23 protein-coding genes and 1 tRNA gene are annotated in these 22538 nt (G+C 64.9%); 11 read left to right on the top strand and 13 right to left on the bottom strand.

Annotation, left to right across the window (positions count from 1 at the left end):
• Window positions 1–29 precede the first annotated feature (29 nt).
• The 7 genes from SJY40_RS01565 to SJY40_RS01535 form a co-directional block, all read right to left on the bottom strand.
• Window positions 30–701, bottom strand: coding sequence for a tetratricopeptide repeat protein (locus SJY40_RS01565; protein WP_378941957.1), 672 nt, complete (start codon window positions 699–701; stop codon window positions 30–32).
• A 159-nt stretch (window positions 702–860) separates the two neighbouring features.
• Complete coding sequence (locus SJY40_RS01560; protein ID WP_378941955.1) at window positions 861–1460, bottom strand: superoxide dismutase; 600 nt, start codon at window positions 1458–1460, stop codon at window positions 861–863.
• Between the two features lie 111 nt (window positions 1461–1571).
• Window positions 1572–2090 carry a sarcosine oxidase subunit gamma gene (locus SJY40_RS01555; protein WP_378941953.1) on the bottom strand — a complete coding sequence of 173 codons (519 nt, stop codon included), beginning with the start codon at window positions 2088–2090 and terminating at the stop codon, window positions 1572–1574.
• Window positions 2083–5013 carry a sarcosine oxidase subunit alpha family protein gene (locus SJY40_RS01550; protein WP_378941951.1) on the bottom strand — a complete coding sequence of 977 codons (2931 nt, stop codon included), beginning with the start codon at window positions 5011–5013 and terminating at the stop codon, window positions 2083–2085. The genes SJY40_RS01555 and SJY40_RS01550 overlap by 8 nt, the downstream gene beginning before the upstream one ends.
• Window positions 5013–5345, bottom strand: coding sequence for a sarcosine oxidase subunit delta (locus tag SJY40_RS01545; protein WP_378941948.1), 333 nt, complete (start codon window positions 5343–5345; stop codon window positions 5013–5015). Before SJY40_RS01545 ends, SJY40_RS01550 begins: the two co-directional genes overlap by 1 nt.
• A 117-nt stretch (window positions 5346–5462) precedes the next feature.
• On the bottom strand, window positions 5463–5678 hold the full coding sequence (locus SJY40_RS01540) for a hypothetical protein (RefSeq protein ID WP_378941946.1): 216 nt from the start codon (window positions 5676–5678) through the stop codon (window positions 5463–5465).
• Window positions 5679–5769: 91 nt separating this feature from the next.
• Window positions 5770–7035 (bottom strand): sarcosine oxidase subunit beta family protein, encoded by a 1266-nt coding sequence (locus SJY40_RS01535; protein ID WP_378941944.1) that lies wholly within the window; start codon window positions 7033–7035, stop codon window positions 5770–5772.
• 190 nt (window positions 7036–7225) lie between these two features.
• Here SJY40_RS01535 and ccmI point away from each other — a divergent pair, with 190 nt between their 5' ends.
• The 3 genes from ccmI (at window position 7226) to SJY40_RS01520 (ending at window position 9181) form a co-directional block, all read left to right on the top strand.
• Window positions 7226–8464, top strand: a complete 1239-nt coding sequence (ccmI, locus tag SJY40_RS01530) for a c-type cytochrome biogenesis protein CcmI (protein WP_378941942.1) — start codon at window positions 7226–7228, stop codon at window positions 8462–8464.
• Window positions 8461–8931: a Holliday junction resolvase RuvX gene (gene ruvX / locus SJY40_RS01525; RefSeq protein ID WP_378941940.1), complete on the top strand. Its 471-nt coding sequence runs from the start codon at window positions 8461–8463 to the stop codon at window positions 8929–8931. Before ccmI ends, ruvX begins: the two co-directional genes overlap by 4 nt.
• A 76-nt stretch (window positions 8932–9007) precedes the next feature.
• Window positions 9008–9181: a DUF1289 domain-containing protein gene (locus SJY40_RS01520; RefSeq protein WP_378941937.1), complete on the top strand. Its 174-nt coding sequence runs from the start codon at window positions 9008–9010 to the stop codon at window positions 9179–9181.
• Here SJY40_RS01520 and SJY40_RS01515 read toward each other — a convergent pair.
• Window positions 9178–10107 (bottom strand): DnaJ C-terminal domain-containing protein, encoded by a 930-nt coding sequence (locus SJY40_RS01515; RefSeq protein WP_378941935.1) that lies wholly within the window; start codon window positions 10105–10107, stop codon window positions 9178–9180. The genes SJY40_RS01520 and SJY40_RS01515 overlap by 4 nt on opposite strands.
• A 57-nt stretch (window positions 10108–10164) precedes the next feature.
• Window positions 10165–11223 carry an aldo/keto reductase gene (locus tag SJY40_RS01510; RefSeq protein ID WP_378941932.1) on the bottom strand — a complete coding sequence of 353 codons (1059 nt, stop codon included), beginning with the start codon at window positions 11221–11223 and terminating at the stop codon, window positions 10165–10167.
• Window positions 11224–11571: 348 nt separating this feature from the next.
• Between SJY40_RS01510 and SJY40_RS01505 the strand changes: the two genes are divergently transcribed.
• Complete coding sequence (locus SJY40_RS01505; RefSeq protein ID WP_378941930.1) at window positions 11572–12243, top strand: autoinducer binding domain-containing protein; 672 nt, start codon at window positions 11572–11574, stop codon at window positions 12241–12243.
• Here SJY40_RS01505 and SJY40_RS01500 read toward each other — a convergent pair.
• A complete protein-coding gene (locus SJY40_RS01500) occupies window positions 12232–13764 on the bottom strand; it encodes a phospholipase D-like domain-containing protein (RefSeq protein ID WP_378948226.1) in 1533 nt (510 codons plus the stop codon). The genes SJY40_RS01505 and SJY40_RS01500 overlap by 12 nt on opposite strands.
• A gap of 183 nt (window positions 13765–13947) precedes the next feature.
• On the opposite strand from SJY40_RS01500, the gene SJY40_RS01495 reads away from it, so the two are divergent.
• The 5 genes from SJY40_RS01495 to SJY40_RS01475 all read left to right on the top strand — a co-directional run bounded on the left by SJY40_RS01495 (window position 13948) and on the right by SJY40_RS01475 (window position 18832).
• On the top strand, window positions 13948–15588 hold the full coding sequence (locus SJY40_RS01495) for a BCCT family transporter (RefSeq protein WP_378941928.1): 1641 nt from the start codon (window positions 13948–13950) through the stop codon (window positions 15586–15588).
• 172 nt (window positions 15589–15760) lie between these two features.
• Window positions 15761–17425 carry a mechanosensitive ion channel family protein gene (locus tag SJY40_RS01490; protein WP_378941926.1) on the top strand — a complete coding sequence of 555 codons (1665 nt, stop codon included), beginning with the start codon at window positions 15761–15763 and terminating at the stop codon, window positions 17423–17425.
• Window positions 17426–17490: 65 nt separating this feature from the next.
• Window positions 17491–17943, top strand: a complete 453-nt coding sequence (locus SJY40_RS01485; protein WP_378941923.1) for an MgtC/SapB family protein — start codon at window positions 17491–17493, stop codon at window positions 17941–17943.
• The gene (locus SJY40_RS01480) at window positions 17943–18518 is read left to right on the top strand and encodes a DNA-3-methyladenine glycosylase (RefSeq protein ID WP_378941920.1); all 576 of its coding nucleotides are present in this window, start codon (window positions 17943–17945) and stop codon (window positions 18516–18518) included. The genes SJY40_RS01485 and SJY40_RS01480 overlap by 1 nt, the downstream gene beginning before the upstream one ends.
• On the top strand, window positions 18515–18832 hold the full coding sequence (locus SJY40_RS01475) for a hypothetical protein (protein WP_378941918.1): 318 nt from the start codon (window positions 18515–18517) through the stop codon (window positions 18830–18832). The genes SJY40_RS01480 and SJY40_RS01475 overlap by 4 nt, the downstream gene beginning before the upstream one ends.
• Window positions 18833–18855: 23 nt before the next feature.
• Here the strand turns inward: SJY40_RS01475 and SJY40_RS01470 are convergent.
• Both SJY40_RS01470 and gltX read right to left on the bottom strand, forming a co-directional pair.
• A tRNA-Met gene (locus SJY40_RS01470) sits at window positions 18856–18932 on the bottom strand.
• Window positions 18933–19094: 162 nt separating this feature from the next.
• Window positions 19095–20414: a glutamate--tRNA ligase gene (gltX, locus tag SJY40_RS01465; RefSeq protein ID WP_378941915.1), complete on the bottom strand. Its 1320-nt coding sequence runs from the start codon at window positions 20412–20414 to the stop codon at window positions 19095–19097.
• Between the two features lie 79 nt (window positions 20415–20493).
• Between gltX and SJY40_RS01460 the strand changes: the two genes are divergently transcribed.
• Both SJY40_RS01460 and SJY40_RS01455 read left to right on the top strand, forming a co-directional pair.
• Complete coding sequence (locus tag SJY40_RS01460; RefSeq protein WP_378941913.1) at window positions 20494–20901, top strand: metallopeptidase family protein; 408 nt, start codon at window positions 20494–20496, stop codon at window positions 20899–20901.
• On the top strand, window positions 20898–21860 hold the full coding sequence (locus SJY40_RS01455) for a 1-phosphofructokinase family hexose kinase (protein WP_378941910.1): 963 nt from the start codon (window positions 20898–20900) through the stop codon (window positions 21858–21860). Before SJY40_RS01460 ends, SJY40_RS01455 begins: the two co-directional genes overlap by 4 nt.
• A 69-nt stretch (window positions 21861–21929) precedes the next feature.
• On the opposite strand, the gene SJY40_RS01450 is transcribed toward SJY40_RS01455, so the two are convergent.
• Window positions 21930–22256 (bottom strand): DUF6280 family protein, encoded by a 327-nt coding sequence (locus SJY40_RS01450; protein WP_042251710.1) that lies wholly within the window; start codon window positions 22254–22256, stop codon window positions 21930–21932.
• Window positions 22257–22538 lie beyond the last annotated feature (282 nt).

The following is a 22538-nucleotide window of genomic DNA, read 5'->3' as shown; positions in this document are numbered from 1 at the left end:
CCCTCGTCCAGTCATCTTGCCTGTCCCGATCAATTCGGGGCGGCCATCGCATCATTCGGTTCAGGCTCGACGCCCAAGGCGATCATCATCTCGGACAGGCGGCGACGCAAGCTTTCGCTGAGGCCGTCCTTCTGCTGGATCTGGCGGATCAGGGTGATCGCATCCTCGGACCGACCGGCACCGACAAGGGCCACGGCCTTCTGTTCCAGCGCCAACAGCTCGAACGGGGCGCCGGCGCGCGACAGGCGCGTCAGCATCGTGTCACGTTCGGACGGGTCCATGTCCTGCCCTTCCAGCATCACCAGTTTCAACTGGGCCAGATCGCGAAGGGTCGTGCCGACGGTTTCATCGCCCGCGACATCGCGCAAAGCCTCGGCGGCCTTGGCATCATCGCCCGAGGTGATCCAGGAATTCGCGGCCAGCAGACCTGCAAGCCCTTCCCGCCCGGCCGAGCCTGCCGGGTCGATCGCCTCGATCGCGGCGGCGTCCTGATCCTCGACGGCGGCCAGAACGGCATCGCCCCAGTTTTCCGCCGCGGCACGATCGCGCGACTGGCTGTATTCGCGCCAGGCCGCACCGCCCACGATCAGCAGGATCGCAAGAATGCCGATCCAGCCATAGCGGCGGAAGGCGCCGTAAAGCTTGTCCCGGCGCAGTTCGTCGGTGACCTCGTCGATGAAGCTGTCGTTCTGGTTGGCCATGCCCGCCTTCACCCGATTTGTTCTGTCGTTGCAACGGTCTTATACCGCGACAAAGGGAAAAGCCAATGCCGCCGCACGGCCCCGTCAATCACGCCTGCGCGTCCCATGCAAAAGGCCCGCCGATGGAACGGCGGGCCCTTGCGTCAAGCTGCGACGGGATCAGAGGCGCGAGGCCACGTTGTCCCAGTTCACCAGATTGTTCAGGAAGTTTTCCAGATACTTCGGACGCGCATTGCGGAAGTCGATGTAATAGGAATGTTCCCACACATCGCAGCCCAGCAGCGCGGTCTGGCCGAAGCACAGCGGGTTCACGCCGTTCTCGGTCTTGGTGATCTCAAGCTTGCCATCGGCGTTCTTGACCAGCCAAGCCCAGCCCGAACCGAACTGACCGCCGCCAGCTTCGGCGAACTTCTTCTTGAACTCCTCGACCGAGCCGAAGCTGTCGTTGATCGCGGATTCCAGATTTGCGGGCATCGCGCCGGGGTTCGGACCCATCATTTCCCAGAACTGGCTGTGGTTCCAGTGCTGGCTGGCGTTGTTGAAGATGCCGTTCTGAGCGACGGCGTCCTTCTGATAGGTGCCCTTGACGATGTCCTCCAGCGGTTTGCCTTCCCACTCGGTGCCTGCGACCAGCTCGTTCAGCTTGGTGACATAGGCGTTGTGGTGCTTGTCGTGGTGGTATTCCAGCGTTTCCTTGGACATGCCTGCGGATTCGAGGGCGTCGTGGGCATAGGGAAGATCAGGAAGGGTAAAGGCCATTTCGCTGTCCTTTCAAAAGGTTTGGGTCTGCGATCGCGGCGCACGGTCGCGCATTCGCATGGTCAACGCAAGGGTGCTTTGCCAGTTCCAAGGACCGGGCCGGACCGCCCCTTAGCGCGGGGCCAGTTGACTGCCGGGAATGGCTGCATTCTGCAGGATCAGCCCAAGATAATCGGCGGTCGAGCGGAACCCGATGATCCGGAACCCCTCGCCGTGACGCCAGATGGCGGCGGCAGTCTGGGCCGCGCGGGTGCGGCGCAGGTGCCCGTGCGGCATCCCGGCCGCATCGACGGGGGCCAGCTTGGCGATGACATCGGCGGCATGCTGCCCCGCGACGTCAAAGACCGCGCGGGCGTTTGACATGTCGACGACCAGCGCATGTTCGCCCGCCAGCGCCTGTTCCAGCGCCAGACGGGCTTCGGTCACCTCGGCCTCGGGCAGGATCAGCAGCAGCTCGTCGGGTGACATCCAGCCAAGGGCGCGGCTGCCGTCTTCGGTGATGCCGGTGACATCGGGGATGGCAAGGCCCGCAGCCTCGGCTATGGCATCGCCCGCGCGGTCCAGATCGGCGCGGATGGTGATCATGCCAAGACCGGTCTGGCGGGTGATGGTGGCCATGGGATCAGCCATTCAAGCGGCCTCCTTCCTTGTCAAAGAACACCGGATCGACGATCCGCGCCTGCATCACCTCGCCCGAGGGCATGGGGAAATCCAGCACTTGACCCATGCGGGCGGGGCCGTGTTTGACCAGCCCCATCGCGATGGGCTTGCCCAGTGTCGGCGAATGATAGCTGGAGGTGACGCGCCCCTGCACGCGGCGCTGGCCGTTGGGGTTGAAACCCTGATCCACGGCATAGGCGCCATCGGGCAGCACATGGCCGTCGATGCTTTCCAGCCCGACCAGCTTCCAGCGGTTGCCATCGGTCATATGGCTGCGGCGTTGGGCACGCTTGCCGATATAGTCGGCCTTCTTCTTCGAGATCGCCCAATCCAGCCCCAGATCCTGCGGGATGATCGTGCCGTCGGTCTCGTCCCCGATCATGATGAAGCCCTTTTCGGCGCGCATGATGTGCATCGCCTCGGTGCCATAGGGGGTGATGCCCAGATCATGGCCGGTGTTGTGCAGCTGTTCCCACAGCTCGGCCCCGCGATTTGCCGGAACGGCGATCTCATAGCTGAGTTCGCCCGAGAAGCTGATGCGGAAGATACGCGCCGGAATGCCCGCGATATCGCCCTCGGCCCAGGTCATGAAGGGCAGCGCATCCTGAGACAAGTCGATGCTGCCCGGCAGGCGGTCCAGCAATTCGCGCGCCTTGGGACCGGCAACGGCGATCTGGGCATATTCCTCGGTGACATTGGCGGTATAGACCTTCCAGTCCCACCATTCGCATTGCAGCCAATCCTCCATATGTCCATGGATGCGGTCGGCCCCGCCGGTGGTGGTGTGGCACAGCCATGTGTCATCAGACAGACGCGCGACCACACCATCATCCATCAGAAAGCCGTTTTCGCTGCACATCAGCCCGTATCGGCATTTGCCAACCGGCAGCGTGGACATCATGTTGGTATAGAGCATGTCCATGAAACGGCCCGCATCCGGACCCTTCACGATGATCTTGCCAAGCGTAGACGCATCCAGCGTCCCCACCGCATTGCGCACCGCCATGATCTCGCGGTTCACGGCCGCGTGGCGATCCTCGGCCCCGCGGGGATAGCAATAGGCCCGCCGCCAATGTCCGACCGGTTCCCAGGATACGCCGTGCTTTTCGTGCCAGTCATGCATCGGCGTCTTGCGCAGGGGCTGGAAGGCATCGCCCTTGGCCTCGGCGGCGATGGTGGCAAGGGTCAGGGGCGTATAGGGCGGGCGGAAGGTCGTGGTGCCCGTCGCCTGGATGGGCTGGTTGAGCGCATTGGACAGCACCGCAAGCCCGTTGATGTTCGACAGCTTGCCCTGATCGGTGGCCATGCCAAGCGTGGTATAGCGCTTGGTATGTTCAACCGAGGCATAGCCTTCGCGCGCGGCCAGTTCGACATCGGTGACCTTCACGTCGTTCTGGAAATCCAGCCACATCTTGGCGCGCAGCTTGTAGGGGGCCTTGGCGGGCATCACCCATACGGGCTGCGTCGCGCCCTCGGCCCGTTCCAGATCGCCCGCGCATCGCAGATCGCCATTGGCCGATCCCACGACGGTCACATTGCCGGTACCGTCCGCGCCCAAGGGCGGGCGGTCGGCGTCAGGACGGAACATGGCCTGCGCATCATCCCAGACCAGCTTGCCGCCGCAATGGGACCACAGATGCACGACCGGCGACCAGCCGCCCGACATGGCAACCACGTCGCAGTCGATGGTCTGCGTCGGCTTGCCGTCGCCGGATTGGTCGCAGATCACCACGCCCTCGACATGGCGGCTGCCCTTGACCTTGGCGATGGCGCTGCCGGTCAGAACCGTAATCCCGGCCTGGCGCGCGGCATCGGGCAGATCGCCGGTGGCCTGGGGCCGTGCGTCGATGATCGCAGCCACATCCAGCCCTGCCGCAACGGCGGTCAGCGCGGTGCGATAGGCGTCGTCATTGTTCGTCACGACGACGATCCGCTGCCCCGGCGCCACCCCGAAATCGGCGATGAAGTCGCGTGCGGCGGATGCCAGCATCACGCCCGGCACATCGTTGCAGGCGAAGGCCAAGGGACGCTCCAACGCGCCGGTGGCGGTGATGACGTGACCGGCACGGATGCGCCACAGACGCTGGCGCGGGATGCCCTGGTTCGGATCGTGATCGGCCAAAGCCTCGCGTGCGATCAGATAGCCGTGGTCGTAAAGCCCCGTCGCCATCGTGTTGCGGCGCAGGGTGACATTGTCGCGCCCACGAAGATCGGCCAGCAGCGCGTCGATCGCATCACTGCCACCGTCATGGTCGGTCGGCGTGCGCCCACCCCAGATCGCGGTCTGTTCCAGCACCAGAACCGTGCCGCCCTTGTCCGCCGCATCGCGCGCCGCCGTCAGACCGGCGATGCCGCCGCCCACGACGACTGTATCGGCAAAGCCATAGGCCTGCTCATAGCGGTCGGGATCGGGGTCGGTCGGCGCACGACCAAGACCCGCGCTTTTGCGGATGATCGGCTCGAAGACATGCTTCCAGAAGGGGCGCGGATGGATGAAGGTCTTGTAGTAGAAGCCCGCTGGCAGGAAGGGTGCCAGCCAGTTGCTCACCGCCCCGATGTCGGCATCAAGCGACGGCCAGCAGTTCTGGCTGCGCATGACCATGCCATTGGCAAGGGCAGTGGTGGTGGCACGCTGGTTGGGTTCGAACCGTCCACCCTGCCCCAGACCGAAGAGGGCGTTCGGCTCCTCGGCGCCGGACGCCAGCGGGCCGCGCGGGCGGTGATACTTGAACGACCGGCCCATCAGCATCTGGCCGTTCGCCAGAAGCGCCGAGGCCAGCGTGTCGCCCGTCAAGCCGCGCAGATGGCGGCCGTCAAAGCGGAAGGGGACCTGGAACGCCCGGTCGATCAGGCGGCCGCCCGAAGGCAGGCGGAAGGGGGGCACATGGGTCATCATTCGGTCGTCCAGTCGGGGTTCCAGTCGGGGCGTGCCTTGCGGATCGCCTCGACGATCTCGGCGGGGGGATGGGCGTTCTGCGCCTTGTAGGTGCCGAAGACCTGCAAGGTCGCGGTGCAGCGGGCGGCCAGAAACCACTTGCCGCAGCCATAGGCGTGGCGCCAGCGTTCGAAATTCACGCCCTTGGGGTTCTTGCGGGCGAACATGTAATCCTCGAACTGTTCGTCGCTGCCGCCGGGGCCGACGCGGGTCAGATGCGCCTCACCCCCGGGGTGCAGTTCGGTTTCCTCGGCAGCGATGCCGCAACAGGGGCAGGTCAGCGTCAGCATCGGGTGATCCTTGCAGGGGCCGGACATGCAAACGCGCCGCAAGGGGTGAACCCTGCGGCGCGCGTCATGGACGGGTCGTGATGAATGCCGGTCAGGCCGCGAGCGGCCGTGATCGCATCAGTTTGCGGGGGCAGGCTCGGCCGGTTCCGCAGGAGCGGTTTCAGCAGGTGCCGCATCGGGGGCCGCATCGACGCTGATGTTGGTGTCGCCGCCGCCATCTGCCGGGGCAACATCGACACCGTCACCGCCCGACATGAAGAAGAACAGGAAGGCGACAACGACGACGATCGCGCCGACGATGAAATACAGTCCGTTGTTGTTGCGGTCAGCCATGGCTTTACCCCTTGGTCATATCTGTTGTGACTGACCAATTCGCATCCTGCCCAACAAGTTCCCGCGCCCGGTCGCATTGCGGTCGCCATGGTCAATGCGCCACGCCGGCGGCGACGCTTTCGTCGATGAAGCGCCCCTCGCGGAAACGGTTCAGGCCGAAATCGGCGGCCAGCGGTCCGGGGCTGCCTTTGGCGACCAGCTCTGCCATCGCCCAGCCCGAACCCGGGATCGCCTTGAAGCCCCCCGTGCCCCAGCCGCAGTTGACGAAGATGCCGCCCACCGGCGTGGTCAACAGAATGGGCGAGCGGTCGCCCGTCATGTCCACGATGCCGCCCCATTGGCGCAGCATCTTCAGGCGGCTGATCATCGGGAAGGTCTCGACCAAGGCGCGGACGGTTTCCTCGACGTGGTGCCAGCTGCCGCGTTGGGTAAAGTTGTTGAACCCGTCGGTGCCGCCGCCGATGACCATTTCTCCCTTGTCGGATTGCGACAGGTATCCGTGAACGGTATTGGCCATGACGACGACATCCATGCAGGGCTTGATCGGTTCGCTGACCAGTGCCTGCAAGGCGACGCTTTCGATGGGCAGGCGGAAGCCCGCCATTTCCGCCAGCTGGCTGGAATGCCCGGCCACCACCATCGCCAGCTTGTCGCAGCCGATGCGGCCCTTGCTGGTGTTGACGGCGCGGACCTCGCCGCCCTCGGTCTCGACCCCCGTCACCTCGCAGTTCTGGATGATATGCATGCCCATGTCGGAACAGGCGCGGGCATAGCCCCAGGCCACCGCGTCGTGGCGGGCCGTGCCGCCGCGCTTTTGGTAAAGCCCGCCCAGCACCGGATAGCGCGGGCCGTCGATGTTGATGATCGGCACCAGTTCCTTCAGCCGCTGCGGATCGACCCATTCGGTGCTGACCCCTTGCAGGTTGTTGGCATAGACGGTGCGCTTGTATCCGCGGATCTCATGTTCGGTCTGCGCCAGCATGATCAACCCGCGCGGGCTGAACATAACGTTGTAGTTCAGGTCCTGCGACAGCCCTTCGTAAAGCTTCAGCGCCTTGTCATAGATCGCCGCCGACGGGTCCTGCAGATAGTTCGACCGGATGATCGTCGTGTTGCGACCGGTGTTGCCGCCGCCCAGCCAGCCCTTTTCGATAATGGCGACGTCGGTGATGCCGAAATTCTTGCCAAGGTAATAGGCGGTGGCCAAGCCATGTCCCCCTGCCCCCACGATCACCACCTTATAGCGGTCGCGCGGCGCGGGACTGGCCCAGGCACGCTGCCAGCCGGAATGCTGGCGCAGCGCCTGCCGGGCGATGGCAAAGACGGAATAGCGACCGGAACGGGGGGCGTCGGACATGATGGATTCCACAGGTTGCGTTTCGCCAGCATGGCCGCGATCGTGGTTCCACCTCAAGGCGGCATGCGGCAGATCACGGCGAAATGCGACATGCGACGTTCTGGCGGTCACATCCGCGCGTGCCCACCCGTCGCGGCGCTTTCGATTTCGCCCGAACCCCGCTAGGGAAGGGGTCCAACGGAGGATGCCGATGTTCTGGATTCTGGCTGCGGGTCTGACCGCGATTGTCGCCTTTGCCATACTTGCCCCGATCTGGCGGGGGCGGTCGGATGCCGGGGCGCAGCCCGCGGCGGCCTATGACCTGCGCGTCTATCGCGACCAGCTGTCCGAGGTCGACAACGACCTTGATCGCGGCGTGATCCAGCCCGACGATGCCCAACGCCTGCGCGCCGAGATCGGCCGCAAGGTTCTGGACGCCGACCGCCGCCTGACACAGGCACGACCTGCCGCGACCTCGGCCGGGGTGCTGGGGGCGGGCCTGGTCGTGGTGGCACTGGCGGCGGGTGCCGTTGCGCTTTATCTGCGCGAAGGCGCGGTCGGGGCCGCCGATCTGCCGATGGGCGAACGTATCGCCGCCGCCGATCAGGCCTATCGCAGCCGTCCCAGCCAGGATCAGGCCGTGGCCGAGGCCCCAGCCCTGCCGACGCCCGACCTGTCGGATGCCGACCCTGAATTTCTGGGCATGATCGACCAGCTGCGCGACGCCGTCGAACGCAACCCGGACGATCTGACCGGACTTGCGCTGCTGGCCACGAACGAAATGCGCCTTGGCAACCTGTCCGCCGCCCTGACGGCACAACAGCATCTGGTGGACCTGCGCGGTGATCAGGCCGACGCCGTGCAACTGATGCAGCTGGCGACCCTGATGATCAATGCCGCCGGCGGCGTCATCACGCCCGGGTCCGAAGCCGTGCTGGTCCGTGCGCTGCAGCAGGACCCCGAACAGCCGCAGGCCCGATATCTGCAAGGCGTGCTGCTGATCCAGAACGGCCGCCCCGACCGCGCCTTCCCCATCTGGCGCAAGCTGCTGGAGGAAAGCCCCGACGACGCCCCTTGGACCCCGACCATCCGCAACGCGATCGAGGAATTGGCGTGGCTGGCCGGGCAACCCGACTATCAGCCCCCTGCCGCGCCGGCCGCCACGGCCCTGCCCGGCCCCGATGCGGATGCCATCGCCGCCGCTGGCGACATGACCGATGACGAACGCACCCAGATGATCGGCAATATGGTCAACGGCCTGCAGCAACGCCTTGCGACCCAGGGCGGCACGCCGCAGGAATGGGCCCGCCTGATCGGCGCGCTGTCGGTTCTGGGCCGGACCGACAAGGCCGCAGACATCCTCTCCGAGGCGCGCAGGCATTTCGCCGACAACCCACAGGCGATGCAGGTGATCGAAGATGCCGCCCAAACCGCAGGAATGACCGAATGATCTTTGAAGACATCAGCGAAATGGCCGGTACCCTGCCCGCCATGGGCGCCCTTGCGGGGCTGGATCTGGGCACCAAGACCATCGGCGTGGCCGTCAGCGACAGCATGCGTCAGGTCGCGTCGCCCATCACGGTGATCCGCCGGCAGAAGTTCACGCTGGACGCCGAGGCCCTGCTGAAGATCGCCACCGATCGCGGTCTGACCGGGCTGATTCTGGGATTGCCACGCAATATGGACGGCAGCGAAGGTCCCCGCGCACAATCCACCCGCGCCTTCGCCCGCAACCTGTCGCGGCTGACCGATCTGCCCATCGGCTATTGGGACGAACGCCTGTTAACGGTCGCTGCCGAACGCGCCCTGCTCGAGGCCGATACCTCGCGCAAGCGCCGGGCCGAGGTCATCGATCAGGTCGCCGCCGGATACATCCTGCAGGGTGCGCTGGACCGGCTGCGCTACCTCGCCCAATAGGGCGCCACCGCCAAGCGGCAGCGTCCGGGGCGGGCTATGCCCGTCCCGTGCCCCTCAACCAGAAATGACGGTTCAGATGACCCAAAGCCCATGCATCCAGATCTGCCAGATCGATCCCGATCAGGACCTCTGCGTCGGCTGCTTCCGCACGCTGGCCGAAATCGCCGCATGGGGCGCTATGTCCGACGCCGCCCGCGATGCCGTGATGGCGCAGCTGCCCGAACGCGAACGCCGCTACGACCAGCCTTAACCGGACATTCCCTTGCGCGGGTCATAGGCATGGCTGGCCCGCCACTTCAGTACAAATGCCTCCAGCTCGGGGTCGATCTGCGACGGCATGGCCACGCGCAATTCGACATGCTGATCGCCGCCGTTGATGCCCCGGCCCCGCAGCCGCAGCTTCTGCCCCGAGGTCGCACCCTTGGGGATCGTCAGGTTCACCGGACCGTCGATGGTGGGCGCCGCGACCTTGGCCCCTAGGATCGCCTCGTCCAGGCTGATCGGCAGGACCAGTAGGATGTCGTCGCCGTCACGGCGGAAGAACGCGTGATCGGCAATCGCGACATCAAGATAGGCGTCGCCTGCCTCGCCCCGGCCGATGCCGCGTTCGCCCTTGCCGCGCAGGCGGATGGTCTGGCCTTCGCGGACACCCTTGGGCACCGCGACCTCCAGCGTACCACCGGATGGCAGGGTGATCCGCGTGCGGCCACCCTTGGCAGCCGTCAGGAAATCGACCCGCAACGGCAGGCGCAGGTCCTGCCCGCGCTGGTCGCCCCGCCCCCCGAAACCGCCAAAGCCGCCGAACCCACCGCCGCGGGGTTGCTGGCGCTGCCCGAACAGGTCGGCAAAGACATCGGCCAGATCGGGGTCCTGCGCATGGCCGCCAAAGCCGCCGCCGAAGGGGTTGCCCCCACCACCCGGCTGCTGGCGCCATTGCCGTTGGGTGGCGCGTTCCTGACCCTGCGCGTCGATCTGGCCCGTATCGAACCGTTGGCGCTGTTCGGGGTCCTTCAACAGGTCATAGGCCGCCGAGGCCGCAGTGAAGCGGGCCACGGCGGCAGGGTCCGAATTCAGGTCGGGATGGTCGGTCTTGGCGATCCGACGATAGGCTTTCTTGATCTCGTCAGCGGTTGCGCTGCGGGTTACGCCAAGTGCTTCGTAGGGATCGCCTGCCATGTCCGGCCTTTCATCTTCCATCGCCTCATCGACAAGATAGAGGCGTCGCGTCACCCATCAATAGGGCAGCGCATAGGTCCGATGCAAACGATCGATGCCGCGAACCAGATCCTCGGGCAGCTCGCGGTCCAGACCTTCGATCAGATGCGCCAGCTGGTCGGTCGTGGTCGCCCCGATGATCGGCACCACCTTGAAGGGCCGCGTCAGCTGCCACGCGATGACCATATGCACCACGTCCCAGCCATGTTCCGCCGCCAGCGCCCCATAGGCCGCCGCCGCCTTCAGCCCGCGCCTGGTCTTGCGCCCGCCCAGATTGCCCTGACCGCCCGTCGCCTTGTCCACGGCCGCGCGGCTGCCTTCGGGCATGGCACCATCGGCGTATTTCCCGGTCAGCAGGCCCGCCGCCAGCGGCGAATAGGACAGCAGCGTGATATCCTCGTTCACCGCCGCCTCGGCCAGATCGGTGTCGTACAGGCGATACAGCGGCGAATATTCGTTCTGGATGGCGGCCATGCGCGGGCCACCCTTGGCATCGGCCACATCGCACCAGCGCGTCAGACCCCAAGCGGATTCGTTCGACAGACCGACCCCGCGCAGCTTGCCCGACCGCACGCCTTCGGCCAGCGCGTCCAGCACGTCGGCCATATGGTCCAGCGTGCGCGACTTGTCCTGAGCCGAAGGGTCGAAGTTCCAGTTCTGGCGGAAACCATATGACCCGCGCACCGGCCAGTGCAGCTGGTACAGGTCGATGTGATCCGTCTGCATCCGCCGCAGCGATGCGTCGATGGTCTGGCGGATGGTGTCGCCGTCGAAGGGCTTGCCGTCGCGGACCATCTGGCTGGGGCCGGTGACCTTGGTCGCGATCTCGACCCGGTCGCGGTTGCCGGTGCGCGCCAGCCAGCGGCCGATCACTTCCTCGGATATGCCGACGGTCTCGGCCCGCACGGGGTTCACGGGATACATTTCGGCACAATCCATGAAGGTCATGCCCGCATCCAGCGACATGTCCATCTGGCGATGGGCCTGTTCCTCATCCGTCTGATTGCCGAAGGTCATCGTTCCCAGGCAGATCTGGCTGACCTCGATATCGCTGCCGCCCAATGTCACGCGCTTCATGGCTGTGCTTTCCCTTGGTGAAGATTTGCGGGCAAGCTAACCGACAGGGGTATGGGTGCAAGCGTCATCGGCCGACCGAACGCAAGAGAGGCGGCCTTTCAGCCACCCCTCCCACGAATTAAATCAAAGCCTTGGCTAAATACTGGTTAAAAATACGGCAATCACCCTGCCGTTGCTAAGCCATTTGTATGGCCCCGCCTATAGCCCCATAGGGCTATGTGTCCTGACAGCAACGGGGTCGGGGAAACCAAGGCCCCCCGCAGGTTGCACGAAGCAGTTGCCCCGCCCCCGCAAGCAGGTATGCTATTCTTTTGGGTAGCGCCCATTTCTTATTTGCACAGGCACATTATGCCGATCCACATGCTGAACCGCATCGAGGCTTCGCTGGCCGATCTGGCCCCGCGCGGTGTCATGATTGGATATCACGTCAGATTTTCACGGCCCGTCCGACGCATCTGCACCTATCCAAGCGGCTGGATCACCGACTACACGCGGCTGAACATGATCGTGGCGGACCCATCTGTCATCTGGTGCGTGATGAACGAAGGCGCCCTGCGCTGGAGCGATCTTGTCCAGCAGGTGCCCGATCCGATGAATGTGATGGGTCAGGCGGCGGCAGTGGGGATGACCCATGGCGTGTCGATCAGCTGCGGGCTGCCCGAGTCGCGCACGGTCATGGGGGCGGCGCGGTCGGATCGCGAATTCACCGACGCCGAGATTGCGCGAATGCAGACCCTGCTGAGACAGGGCCACGACCTGCTGGACCGCGCCACCGCCATGCGCCCCATTCTGGTCGAGGCGCTGGAAGCTATTGCCTGCGGCATGACCTATGATCAGGCCTGCGCGCATCTGGGCATTTCACGGACCGCGCTGCGGTATCGTCTGCACACCGCCCGCGCATCATTGGGCGTCGACGACAACCCCGAAGCCATCCGAAAGGCGATCGATCTGGGGCTGCTCAGCAGCAACAGCTATGCGGGGATGGTCAAGGGTCTGCCCGAGGCGCCGTCACCCATGTGACCGACCCTTTGCCCGTCGCGCCTTGCGCAGCTGACGCCAACGACGCAGGTTCCACCTGCGGAACAACCCGCGCTTGCTGAGCGACTCGAAGATCTCGTCAGGGCCTTCGGGGTCCAGGATTTCGTTTTCCGCCAGCCATTCGTGAAAACCGTTCAGCTCGGGCATCTCGAAGGGGATCAGCGTGCGGCCCTGCCCGCGGGGGCGGGTGTTCCCCTCGATCAGGGCGATCAGGTCTGGATTCTGCGCCAGTGCATCCGTCACCTGCTGCGGGGTCATGTCCAGATGCTCGGCCAGCAGATCGTCGCGCAGGGCAGTGATGCGGTCGCGCAGGTCGGATTGCCCCTCCAGTTCCCCCGCCACGACGACATCGCATTCGGTATCCAGCCGCATCGAGCGGTTGTTGAAGTTCGACGAGCCGACCCGCAGATAGATGTCATCGATGATGGTCACCTTAGCATGGACGTAAATCTCGGCCCCGGCGTCGGTCACGGGGTGATAGATACGGAAGCGGTCGCGATGGTCCAGCCGCTTCAACGCCTCGAACAGCTTGGCGCGGGCGGTGTCCATGGCGATGGGCTCAAGCCAGCCCTGCGCGGTGATCGGGTTGATGATGACGATTTCGGGCGGGTCTTCCTCGACCAGCCGCTTGGCGATAGCCTGCGCCACCCTGCGCGACGCGAAATACTGGCTCTCGGCATAGATCCGGTGTTTCGCCCGCGCGATCAGGTCCAGATACATCTGCTCGATCTCGAACGAGGCCTGTACGTCGGGGATCTGCGGGCGGGTGCGGGCGATGGCCAGTGCCACGTCGCGGAAGGTCGGCTCCAACCCCTCGGGCCAGCAGTTCGCGCCATCGGTCACCGGCGCCAGCGTTTCCCCCGACGCGATGCGCCAGCGCTCGCGCGCCAGATCGCCCATCGCCCGCGCGGCGGGGCCGTCAAAGGCGCTGGTGGCGTCGTGCCAAGGGGGCATCGCCTCGCCCTTGGGGCTGATGCGGCGGGGGTCATCGTCGATGTGCTGGCGAGTGTCCCAGCGCCCTTCCGTCATGTCGATGCCGCCGCAGAAGGCGATGCAATCGTCGATGACCACGATCTTCTGGTGGTGAGAACTGGCAAATGGATGTTTCGAATCCAGCCGCAGCGTGATGCGCTTATGCGCCTTCCAGCGCAGGATGGTCAGCAGGGTCGAGCCGCGGAACATCGCCTTGAAGGCGCCTGTGTCCCAGCGCAGCAACCGCACATGCAGCGACGGCGTCCGGCGGGCCAGCCACATGACGAAATCGCCCAGCTTGGCCGGGCCGCCGTCATCTTCGGGGTCGCCAAGATCGATCCGGGCATCGAAATCCCAGCCGATCATCAGAATGCTGCGGCGGGCCTTCAGCATCGCGCGGCGCACGGCGGTGAAATAGTCGTCGGCATCGGCGATCATCACGAAGCGTCCGGTCTGTTCGACCCGCCAGCAATTGTGCCCGGGCCGCGCCAGTCGCTTGTTCATATGCAATTCCCTGTCCTGATGTCGCATTCGATCCCGCGGGCAACCGGTTTCCGGCAGCCCCCCTTCCAACTTGGCCGTGCCGGCTTCGTTCCACGACGGACCCAGCGCCGCACTGTCGCCCATCCACGCGCCATGGGCAATCAGCGGCATGGAACGTTCTGGCCCTTGGGAACTTGACCTTGGGTATTCCGGAATACGAGGGGCATTTTCATGGAGAAATTCGCGCAAAGGCTGGGCCTTCGGGTCGATCCGACCATCTTTTTCATCTCGGCAGGGCTTAGCCTTGTCTTTGTCGTCCTGCTGGTCGCTCTGCCCGACCAGATCGGCGGCGCGTTTTCGGCGGGCCGCGCCTGGATCGTGACCAATTTGGGCTGGTTCTTCATTCTGGCGGTGAATGTCTGGCTGGGCTTTCTGATCTATGCCGCCATGTCGCGGCATGGCCACATCCGGCTGGGGCCGCGCAATTCACGTCCCGAATATTCGAACCTGTCGTGGTTCACCATGCTGTTCGCGGGCGGCATCGGGACCGTCCTGATGTTCTGGGGCGTGGCCGAGCCGATCAGCCACTACAAGGAGCCGCCCCTGCCGGGGGTCGAGCCCTTCACCCTGCAGGCGGCGCAGGACGCGATCTCGATCTCGCTCTATCACCTGGCGCTGCACACCTGGACGATCTTTGCACTGCCGGGACTGGCCTTCGCCTATTTCATCAACCGCTATGACCTGCCGGTGCGGGTCAGCTCGGTCTTCTACCCGTTGCTGCGCGAAGGCATCCATGGACCGATCGGCAAGACCATCGATATTGTCTCCATCCTTGGGACGCTGTTCGGCGTCGCCGTGTCGCTGGGGCTGGGGTCGTCGCAGGTGGCGGCAGGTCTTTCGGCCCTGTTCGATCTGGAGAATGGCACCTGGCTGCGGCTGGCAATTCTGGCGGCGCTGACGGCGGTCGCCACCGCATCGATCGTTGCCGGGTTGGACAAGGGCGTGAAGATCCTTTCTAACGTCAACATCGGCATGGCGGTCGGGTTGATGGTCTTCGTGCTGGTGACCGGCTCGACGCTGTTCCTGCTGCGCGGCATGGTCGAGACGGTCGGGCTGTATCTGTCGAACCTGCCGCGTCTGGCCTTCTGGAACGACATGCTGCACGGCGACGGGATGGAGACCGGCGACTGGGGCTGGCAGGGGAACTGGACGGTCTTCTATTGGGCGTGGACGGTAACTTGGTCGCCTTTCATCGGGCTTTTCGTCGCGCGGATCTCGCGCGGGCGGACGATCCGTGAATTCGTCTTCGGCGTGCTGCTGGCGCCGTCGTTGTTCACCGTCATCTGGTTCTCGATCTTTGGCTGGCAGGCGATGCAGATGGACGGTCTGGGCGAGGCTGCCCGCGCTGCCATGGGCGCATCCGCCGGCGGTATCAGTGCCGCGGTCGAGGAATCGGTTCCGCTGGCGATGTTCGCCTTCTTTGCCGAACTGCCTTGGGCGCCGGTCATGCAGGGGATCGCGGTGCTGGTCGTTGCGATCTTCTTTGCGACCTCGTCGGATTCGGCGTCGCTGGTGGTCAACATGCTGTGCAGCGGCACGGCGGAACCGGGTCCCGTTCACCAGCGCGTCTTCTGGGGCGTGGCCGAGGGGCTGATCGCCGCCACCCTGATCCTGCTGGCCGGAGAAGCGGGCCTGACCGCCCTGCAAGAGGTCATCACCGTCATCGGCCTTCCGATCTTCCTGTTGGTCTCGATGATGATCCCCGCGTTGATCCGGGGCCTGAACGCCGAGGATATCGACCATATCACCATCGGCAAACGCCCCGCGCTGAGCGAGTTCGAACCCGACGAGACCTCGGACGCCGAGGCGTGACACATGCGCCGGGCGGAATATTTCCGCCCGGCGCAGGGACCCCATCGGCGTTCCGGCGGTTAGATCACCACATCCCCTGCCGGAACCGGACACAAGGTGGCCCCTGAATGACCGACCCATGCCTGATCTGCCCCCTCCCTGCCTTTGACGTCATCCCACGGGGAATGGTGTCATGACCCTGTTGCGCGGCATCCTGCTGGCCATCACGCTGTGCCTGCCCCTGTTGCATCCCGCCCATGCGCAGGACGCGACCTTCGAAACCCCGGAACTGAACGCCGCCTTGGGTCCGGTCCCCGACCGCATCGACCGCCGCACCCCGCGCGCCGCCATGGCCAGCTTTCTGCAAGCGGCGCAGGACGAGGAATGGACCGCCGCCGCCCATCTGCTGGATCTGTCCGACATTCCCGAAGACATGCAGGCGCAGAAGGGCCCCGAACTGGCCCGCCAGCTGTATGACGTAATCGACCGCAAGGCGGTGCTGGACTGGTCGATGTTGAACGACCGACCCGACGCCCTGCAGGTCCAAGGGGGCGACACCGAGGCGATGGCGGGCAATCCGCGCCGATCGCTGCTGCTGCGCGACCTTTCCGTCGGGCTGGTCCCCGCCGAGATCCGCATGAACCGGCTGGAGCCCCCCGACAGCGATACGCCGATCTGGATGTTCCCCACCCAGACCGTCCGCGACATACCGGCCCTTCACGACGTCTATGGACCCTCGAAGTTCGAGACGGCCCTTCCGCGAATGATGCGGGAAAAGACGCTTGGCGGGCTGATGCGATGGGAATGGATCGGCCTGCCGCTGCTGATCGCGGCGGCAGTGCTGCTGGCATGGCTGGTTCACCGGACGCTGAAGATGGCGTGGCGTCGCGCCGACGGCAAGATCGCCACGGGCATCCTGCGCGCGGCCTCGAAGCCGCTGATCATCATCAGCGTCACCAGCCTGATTTGGTGGGTCACGGGCAACGTCTTCGTCTTTTCCGGCAAGATCGACGTCTTTTTGGCCCCGCTGATCGCCGCAGGCTTCGTCACGGCGACCCTGCTGTTTATCGTCAACGGCGTCGAAGTGCTTCTGGACGGCTTGATCGCCCCCGGCGAAGAAGTCAACCTGACCGTCGCCGAACAGGCCGAGGCCCGCGTTCTGGCGACCCGCCTGAACGCGGCGCGGCGGGTGCTGGTCATCGTGGTCTTCCTGATCGGGGCGGGGATCGTCATGTCCTCGGCCGATCTGGCGGGGACCTTGGGGCTGTCGCTGCTGGCATCTGCCGGGGCCATGACGATCATCCTTGGCTTTGCCGCGCGCAACGTGCTGGGCAACATCATGGCATCGCTGCAGATCGCGCTGAACCAATCGGCGCGCGTGGGCGACCGGGTGCTCTACAAGAACGAATTGTGCCACGTCGAGCGCATCAACATGACCTATGTCCAGCTGCGCAACTGGGACAGCACCCGCCTGATCGTTCCTGTTGAGGAATTCGTTTCGGAAACATTTTCCAACTGGACCCTGCAGAACCCCGAAATGCTGCGCGTCATCAAGCTGCGGCTGGATTCACGGGCCAACATCTCGGCGTTGCGTAAGATCTTCGACCAGATCCTTGAAGATGTGGCGGATGAGGACATGGGCAGCAATCTGACCCAGCTGGACGGTTCAAGCGTGAATGTCGCGGGCCATGACGTCTATGGTCTGGAAGTCTGGTTCAGCGTCCCCTGCGCCGACCCCAACACCTCGTGGGAGCTGTCCTGCGCCGTGCGCGAACGGCTGGTGGCAAAGGCCGCACAGTACGAAGCCGAAACCGGCGAACCGGTCTTCCCCTCCAACCTGCCGATCGGTCCAGACTAGGACCGGTTGGAACGCCCGCCCCGTGCATACGTTGGGCCGGAACATCGACAATCGGGGGATCAAACATGGTCGAGTTTTCGGAATTCATGCTGCGCACCCTTTTCGCCGGTGGCTGCGGCCTGCTTGTCGGTCTGGACCGCGAGATCAAGAACAAGCCGCTTGGCGCCCATGCCTATATCCTTGTGGCACTCGGCTCGGCGGCGCTGATGGTGGTGACGCTGAACTTCTCGCTCAGCACCATGGCCAATGATCAGGACATGACCGTCAACCCCAGTCGGCTGATCCAAGGCATCGTCGGCGGAATCGGCTTTCTGGGTGCAGGTGCCATCATGGGGGGCAAGGACTCCAAACGTCTGCGCGGCGTCGGCAGCGGGGCGGCCATCTGGGGCGCGGGCGCCATCGGCATCGCCTGCGGTCTGGGCTATCTGGCCGAGGCTGCCTTTCTGGCCGCCGTCACCTTTGCCATCCTGAACCTGCATGACTGGTTCGAAAGCCGCGCGAAGGGCGGCGCCGAGTGATGCGCGACACGATCATCCATCATCCTGCCACCGACTTCATGCGGCAGGTCGCGGGTCGCGGCGCGCTGGATCTGGCGCAGGCGCTGATCGGGGCGCGGCTGTCCCTGCGCGGCTGCGGCGGCATCATCATCGAGACCGAGGCATATACCGCCGATGATCCCGCCTCGCACAGCCACCGCGGCCCGACGCCGCGCAATGCCTCGATGTTCGGGCCGGTGGGTCATGCCTATGTCTATCGCTCCTATGGCATCCACTTGTGCCTGAACGTCGTCGCCCGCCCCGCCGAGGCCGTGCTGATCCGCGCCCTGACCCCGGATCACGGGCAGGACCTGATGAACACCCGTCGCGCGGGTCGTTCGCTGTGCAACGGACCGGGGCGATTGACGCAGGCACTGGATGTTCAGATCGCCGATGATGGCGCGCCCTTCGACGGCGGCGATCTGGCCATCGCCCTGCCCCGCCAGATCCTGCCATTGCTGCAAGGTCCGCGTATCGGAATCAGTCGTGCTCAGGACCTGCCGTGGCGGTTCGGACTGGCAGGGGCGACTGGCCTCAGCCGTGGTTTCCCGACATGAGCGATGGCGTCCTGCACACACCCGACGGGCGTTACATCATCGTCAAGGGTCGCTTGTGGCGGGCGACCAACCCCCAACTGTCCGAAAAGGAAAGACAGGATCTGGTCGATCAACTGATGGATGCCCGACGCGCGGTGAAATCGGCCAAGGACGACCCGGACGCCCTGCGCCAAGCCCGCGCCCGGGTCGATGCGGCCAAGCGCGCCTTGGGCGAACGCGGCCCTGTCTCGTGGCATGACGGAGCACCCGATCTGAACCGCAAGATGGTGCGGAACACGCCCTATGCCGAATGGCACGCGGCGCTGGATACATGATCACAACCGATGTCAGGAAGACTTGGTAGCGGAGGAGGGACTTGAACCCCCGACACGCGGATTATGATTCCGCTGCTCTAACCAACTGAGCTACTCCGCCACAAGTGCGGCGGATTTAGAAGGTTCGGCGGGGGGCGTCAAGCGCTTTGCGACATGTTTTTCCGTCATTCGCGAATTTCCTCCCAATGCCCGACGCAGCCATGAAAAACGCCGCCCCCGGGTCACATGGGGGCGGCGCAGGATAATGCACGGCAGGACGGGTTTAGCGCGCCTTGACCACCTGGATCAGCGGCATGACGTCGGACATGTCGGGACCATGGGCCTGACCGGTCACGGCCTTGCGCAGCGGCATGAACAACCCCTTGCCCTTGCGACCCGTGGCCTCCTTGACTGCAGCGGTCCATTCACCCCAGGTCTGGTCGGTATAGGGCGGCGGCGGCAGCATGGTCATGGCCTGCGTGATGAAATCCGCATCCTCGGGGTCGATCTGCGGATCGGCGCCCTGGCTGAAGATCTGCCACCAGGCGTCCAGATCCTCGAGCCGGGTGATGTTCTGCGATGCCACGCGCCAGAAACGCTCGGCCTGATCGGCGGGAACGCCCAGTTCGGCGATGCGATCCGCGACCTGATCGAAGGGCAGCGACTGGTTGCGTTCGCGGGTCAGCGGCCACAGATCGTCGGCGTCGAATTTCGTGGGCGAGGCCCCGAAGTTCGACAGATCGAAGCTGTCAGCCAATTCGTCCAAAGACGCCAGCGTCACCGGCTGACCCGAACCAAGCCGCGCCATCAGGCCCAGCAGCGCCTCGGGGGCGACGCCGTTTTCGCGCAGGTCCTTCAGCGACAGCGCACCGATGCGCTTGGACAGTTCCTCGCCCTTGGAACCGGTCAGCAGGCTGTGGTGGGCAAAGCTGGGGGGCGTGCCGCCGATGGCCTTGATGATCTGGATCTGGGTCGCGGTGTTCGTGACGTGGTCCGACCCGCGCACGATGTCGGTGACGCCCATGTCGGTGTCGTCCACGCTGCTGGCGAATGTGTACAGCACCTGCCCGTCCGCACGCAGCAGCACCGGATCGCTGACCGAGGCCGCGTCGATCGAGATGTCGCCAAGGATGCCGTCATCCCATTCGATGCGTTCGTGATCCAGCTGGAAGCGCCAGTAGCCCTGGCGCCCCTCGGCCCGCAGCGCGTCCTTTTCAGCGTCGCTCAGGTGCAGGCCGGTGCGGTCATAGACCGGTGGCTTGCCCATGTTCAGCTGCTTCTTGCGCTTCAGATCCAGCTCGGTCGGGGTCTCGAAGACCTCATAGAAGCGGCCGTTGGCGCGCAGGTCTGCGGCGACCTCGGAATAACGTTCAAGGCGCAGCGACTGGCGTTCGACGCGGTCCCAATGCAGGCCCAGCCAGTCCAGATCGCGCTTGATGCCGTCAACATATTCCTGCTTGGATCGTTCCTGATCGGTATCATCCAGGCGCAGGATGAACTGTCCGCCGTTCTTGCGGGCGATCAGATAGTTGAACAAGGCGGTGCGCAGATTGCCGACATGGATGTTGCCGGTGGGCGATGGCGCGAAGCGGGTGATGGTCATGGGGCGTCTCCTGTTACCGGATGCTCTTTCACATAGACCGGTTTTTGTCCATATCATGGGCCAAACGCAGGAGGCACGGATGAGTGACTGGGACGGGCTTGCAGCCCCCGACGCCGCAGAGATCGAGGCCATGGCCCGCGCGGCCATGAATGCGCTGCCCGCCGAATTCGCCCCCGCTGCGGCGGATGTCGCCATTCGCGTGGCCGAATTTGCCCCCGAGGAGATGCTGGACGAATTGCAGATCGACGATCCGTTCGAACTGACGGGCATCTATGACGGCATTCCGGTGACGCAGAAATCCATTGCCGACCAACCGGGCGGGCCGGATATCATCTGGCTTTTCCGCCGCCCCATCATCGACGAATGGGCGACGCGCGGCGACATCGGCCTGCAGGATCTGGTGATCCATGTGGTCACCCATGAAATGGCGCATCACTTCGGCTGGTCCGACGACGACATCGCCAGCATAGATCGCTGGTGGGAATGAGCGGCCAATCCCCCATCCTGACCGTCACCCTGAACCCGGCGCTGGATCTGACCACCGCCGCCGATCAGGTCAGCCCCGACCGCAAGCTGCGTTGCGACAAGCCCTCGACCGATCCGGGTGGTGGCGGCATCAACATCAGCCGCGCCATCAAGATCATCGGCGGGCAATCCACCGCGATGGTGGCGCTTGGCGGTGCGACGGGCACCCGCATGGCCGAGATGTTGAAGACATCCGGCCTGTCGGTGCTGCGCATGACCGCGCCCGGTGAAACGCGCCAGTCGCTGGCCGTGACCGACCGCGCCTCGGGCAGCCAGTTTCGTTTCGTGATGCCGGGGCCGGAATGGCACATGACCCATGTCTCGGCCGCGATGACCGCCATTGCCGAGGCCGCCCGCGCCGGTGGCTGGGTCGTGGTGGCGGGGTCGAACCCGCCCGGCGTTGCGGCGGGCTTCGAACAGATGCTGACCGTGCGGCTGAAGGACGGGCGCGCCCGCCTGATGGTCGATGCCGAGGGCGAGGCCCTGCGTGCCTTGGCCGGATCATCCAGCCCCGTCAACGTGCTGCGCATGGACAGCCGCGAGGCCGAGGCCCTCTGCGGTCGCCCCCTGCCCCTGCGTGAGGACAGCGCCGGTTTCGCCGCCGATCTGGTGCGCAACGGGGCCGCCCATGCGGTCGTCGTGGCACGCGGTGCCGATGGTTCGGTCGTGGCCACCCGCGACGGGGCATGGCACGCTGCGGCAGCCCCCGTGGATGTCGTCAGTACCGTCGGTGCAGGTGACAGCTTCGTTGCGGGTTTTCTGCTGGCGCTGGCCCGCGACTGGCCGATGTCCGAGGCGCTGGCCCTTGGAACCGCCGCCGCATCGGCCGCCGTGATGACGCCCGCGACGGAATTATGCCACGCCGACGACGTGCGGCATTTCTATTCGCAGCGGGATGTGACGCGGCTGACCGTCACCTGACGGCTGGCGGGTAGAAGTAAAAAAGGTCGCCCCGAAGGACGACCCAGAAATCGTGATGCGACAGCGTGATCAGGCGGCTTCGGCCTCTTCGGCTTCGGCGGCCATGCGGCGTTCGCTTTCTTCACGCGACAGTGCAACCGAGGTGCGGACACCCTTCGACACGAATTCCATCAGACCCTTCACGACGCGTTCGTTCGGGTCGATGCCAGCGCAGGACAGAACTTCGCGGCCGTCACGCGAACGTGCCCAACGGGCGATCTGTTCGGGACCGTTGCCGTATTTCTTGTCATCGGCGATGGCATCGTCAAGGGCAGCCAGAACCACGGCTGCAAACAGTTTGCGGGCCCGCTGGCCCTGTTCAAAATTAAAGGCCGAGCCGTCAACAAAATCGCGCATCTCGTTTCGTCCATCTCTTGCGGCTCTGATCAGGCAACAGAGCCTTGGGGGGAAAACTTGGCGCTTTCCCAGTTTCTTGAAATCCGTTTCTCCGACGGTGACGCCTGCCTTAGCCTTTCAACCCGCCGATTCGGTATCCCTTGGATCGCATGTCTGCCATGTCTTTAACGCATGACGCTTAAATTGCGGGAATTTTTACCCCTGCTACGTCGCGTCAGCGCTTTGGTGCCACAGATCACGTCTTGACAACGCGGCAGATCCGTTCTGGTTGCCTCATCCGTT

It is taken from the genome of Paracoccus sp. R86501 (genome assembly GCF_042466435.1).
GTDB lineage: Bacteria > Pseudomonadota > Alphaproteobacteria > Rhodobacterales > Rhodobacteraceae > Paracoccus.
The sequence above is the reverse complement of the archived record's forward strand: the minus strand, read 5'-3'. Positions and strand labels throughout refer to the sequence as shown.

Bases quoted from the DNA above. Each gene is read 5' to 3' on its own strand.
- SJY40_RS01565 (WP_378941957.1), bottom strand. From the start codon at position 701: ATGGCCAACCAGAACGACAGCTTCATCGACGAGGTCACCGACGAACTG.
- SJY40_RS01560 (WP_378941955.1), bottom strand. From the start codon at position 1,460: ATGGCCTTTACCCTTCCTGATCTTCCCTATGCCCACGACGCCCTCGAA.
- SJY40_RS01555 (WP_378941953.1), bottom strand. From the start codon at position 2,090: ATGGCTGATCCCATGGCCACCATCACCCGCCAGACCGGTCTTGGCATG.
- SJY40_RS01550 (WP_378941951.1), bottom strand. From the start codon at position 5,013: ATGACCCATGTGCCCCCCTTCCGCCTGCCTTCGGGCGGCCGCCTGATC.
- SJY40_RS01545 (WP_378941948.1), bottom strand. From the start codon at position 5,345: ATGCTGACGCTGACCTGCCCCTGTTGCGGCATCGCTGCCGAGGAAACC.
- SJY40_RS01540 (WP_378941946.1), bottom strand. From the start codon at position 5,678: ATGGCTGACCGCAACAACAACGGACTGTATTTCATCGTCGGCGCGATC.
- SJY40_RS01535 (WP_378941944.1), bottom strand. From the start codon at position 7,035: ATGTCCGACGCCCCCCGTTCCGGTCGCTATTCCGTCTTTGCCATCGCC.
- ccmI (WP_378941942.1), top strand. From the start codon at position 7,226: ATGTTCTGGATTCTGGCTGCGGGTCTGACCGCGATTGTCGCCTTTGCC.
- ruvX (WP_378941940.1), top strand. From the start codon at position 8,461: ATGATCTTTGAAGACATCAGCGAAATGGCCGGTACCCTGCCCGCCATG.
- SJY40_RS01520 (WP_378941937.1), top strand. From the start codon at position 9,008: ATGACCCAAAGCCCATGCATCCAGATCTGCCAGATCGATCCCGATCAG.
- SJY40_RS01515 (WP_378941935.1), bottom strand. From the start codon at position 10,107: ATGGCAGGCGATCCCTACGAAGCACTTGGCGTAACCCGCAGCGCAACC.
- SJY40_RS01510 (WP_378941932.1), bottom strand. From the start codon at position 11,223: ATGAAGCGCGTGACATTGGGCGGCAGCGATATCGAGGTCAGCCAGATC.
- SJY40_RS01505 (WP_378941930.1), top strand. From the start codon at position 11,572: ATGCCGATCCACATGCTGAACCGCATCGAGGCTTCGCTGGCCGATCTG.
- SJY40_RS01500 (WP_378948226.1), bottom strand. From the start codon at position 13,764: ATGCGACATCAGGACAGGGAATTGCATATGAACAAGCGACTGGCGCGG.
- SJY40_RS01495 (WP_378941928.1), top strand. From the start codon at position 13,948: ATGGAGAAATTCGCGCAAAGGCTGGGCCTTCGGGTCGATCCGACCATC.
- SJY40_RS01490 (WP_378941926.1), top strand. From the start codon at position 15,761: ATGACCCTGTTGCGCGGCATCCTGCTGGCCATCACGCTGTGCCTGCCC.
- SJY40_RS01485 (WP_378941923.1), top strand. From the start codon at position 17,491: ATGGTCGAGTTTTCGGAATTCATGCTGCGCACCCTTTTCGCCGGTGGC.
- SJY40_RS01480 (WP_378941920.1), top strand. From the start codon at position 17,943: ATGCGCGACACGATCATCCATCATCCTGCCACCGACTTCATGCGGCAG.
- SJY40_RS01475 (WP_378941918.1), top strand. From the start codon at position 18,515: ATGAGCGATGGCGTCCTGCACACACCCGACGGGCGTTACATCATCGTC.
- gltX (WP_378941915.1), bottom strand. From the start codon at position 20,414: ATGACCATCACCCGCTTCGCGCCATCGCCCACCGGCAACATCCATGTC.
- SJY40_RS01460 (WP_378941913.1), top strand. From the start codon at position 20,494: ATGAGTGACTGGGACGGGCTTGCAGCCCCCGACGCCGCAGAGATCGAG.
- SJY40_RS01455 (WP_378941910.1), top strand. From the start codon at position 20,898: ATGAGCGGCCAATCCCCCATCCTGACCGTCACCCTGAACCCGGCGCTG.
- SJY40_RS01450 (WP_042251710.1), bottom strand. From the start codon at position 22,256: ATGCGCGATTTTGTTGACGGCTCGGCCTTTAATTTTGAACAGGGCCAG.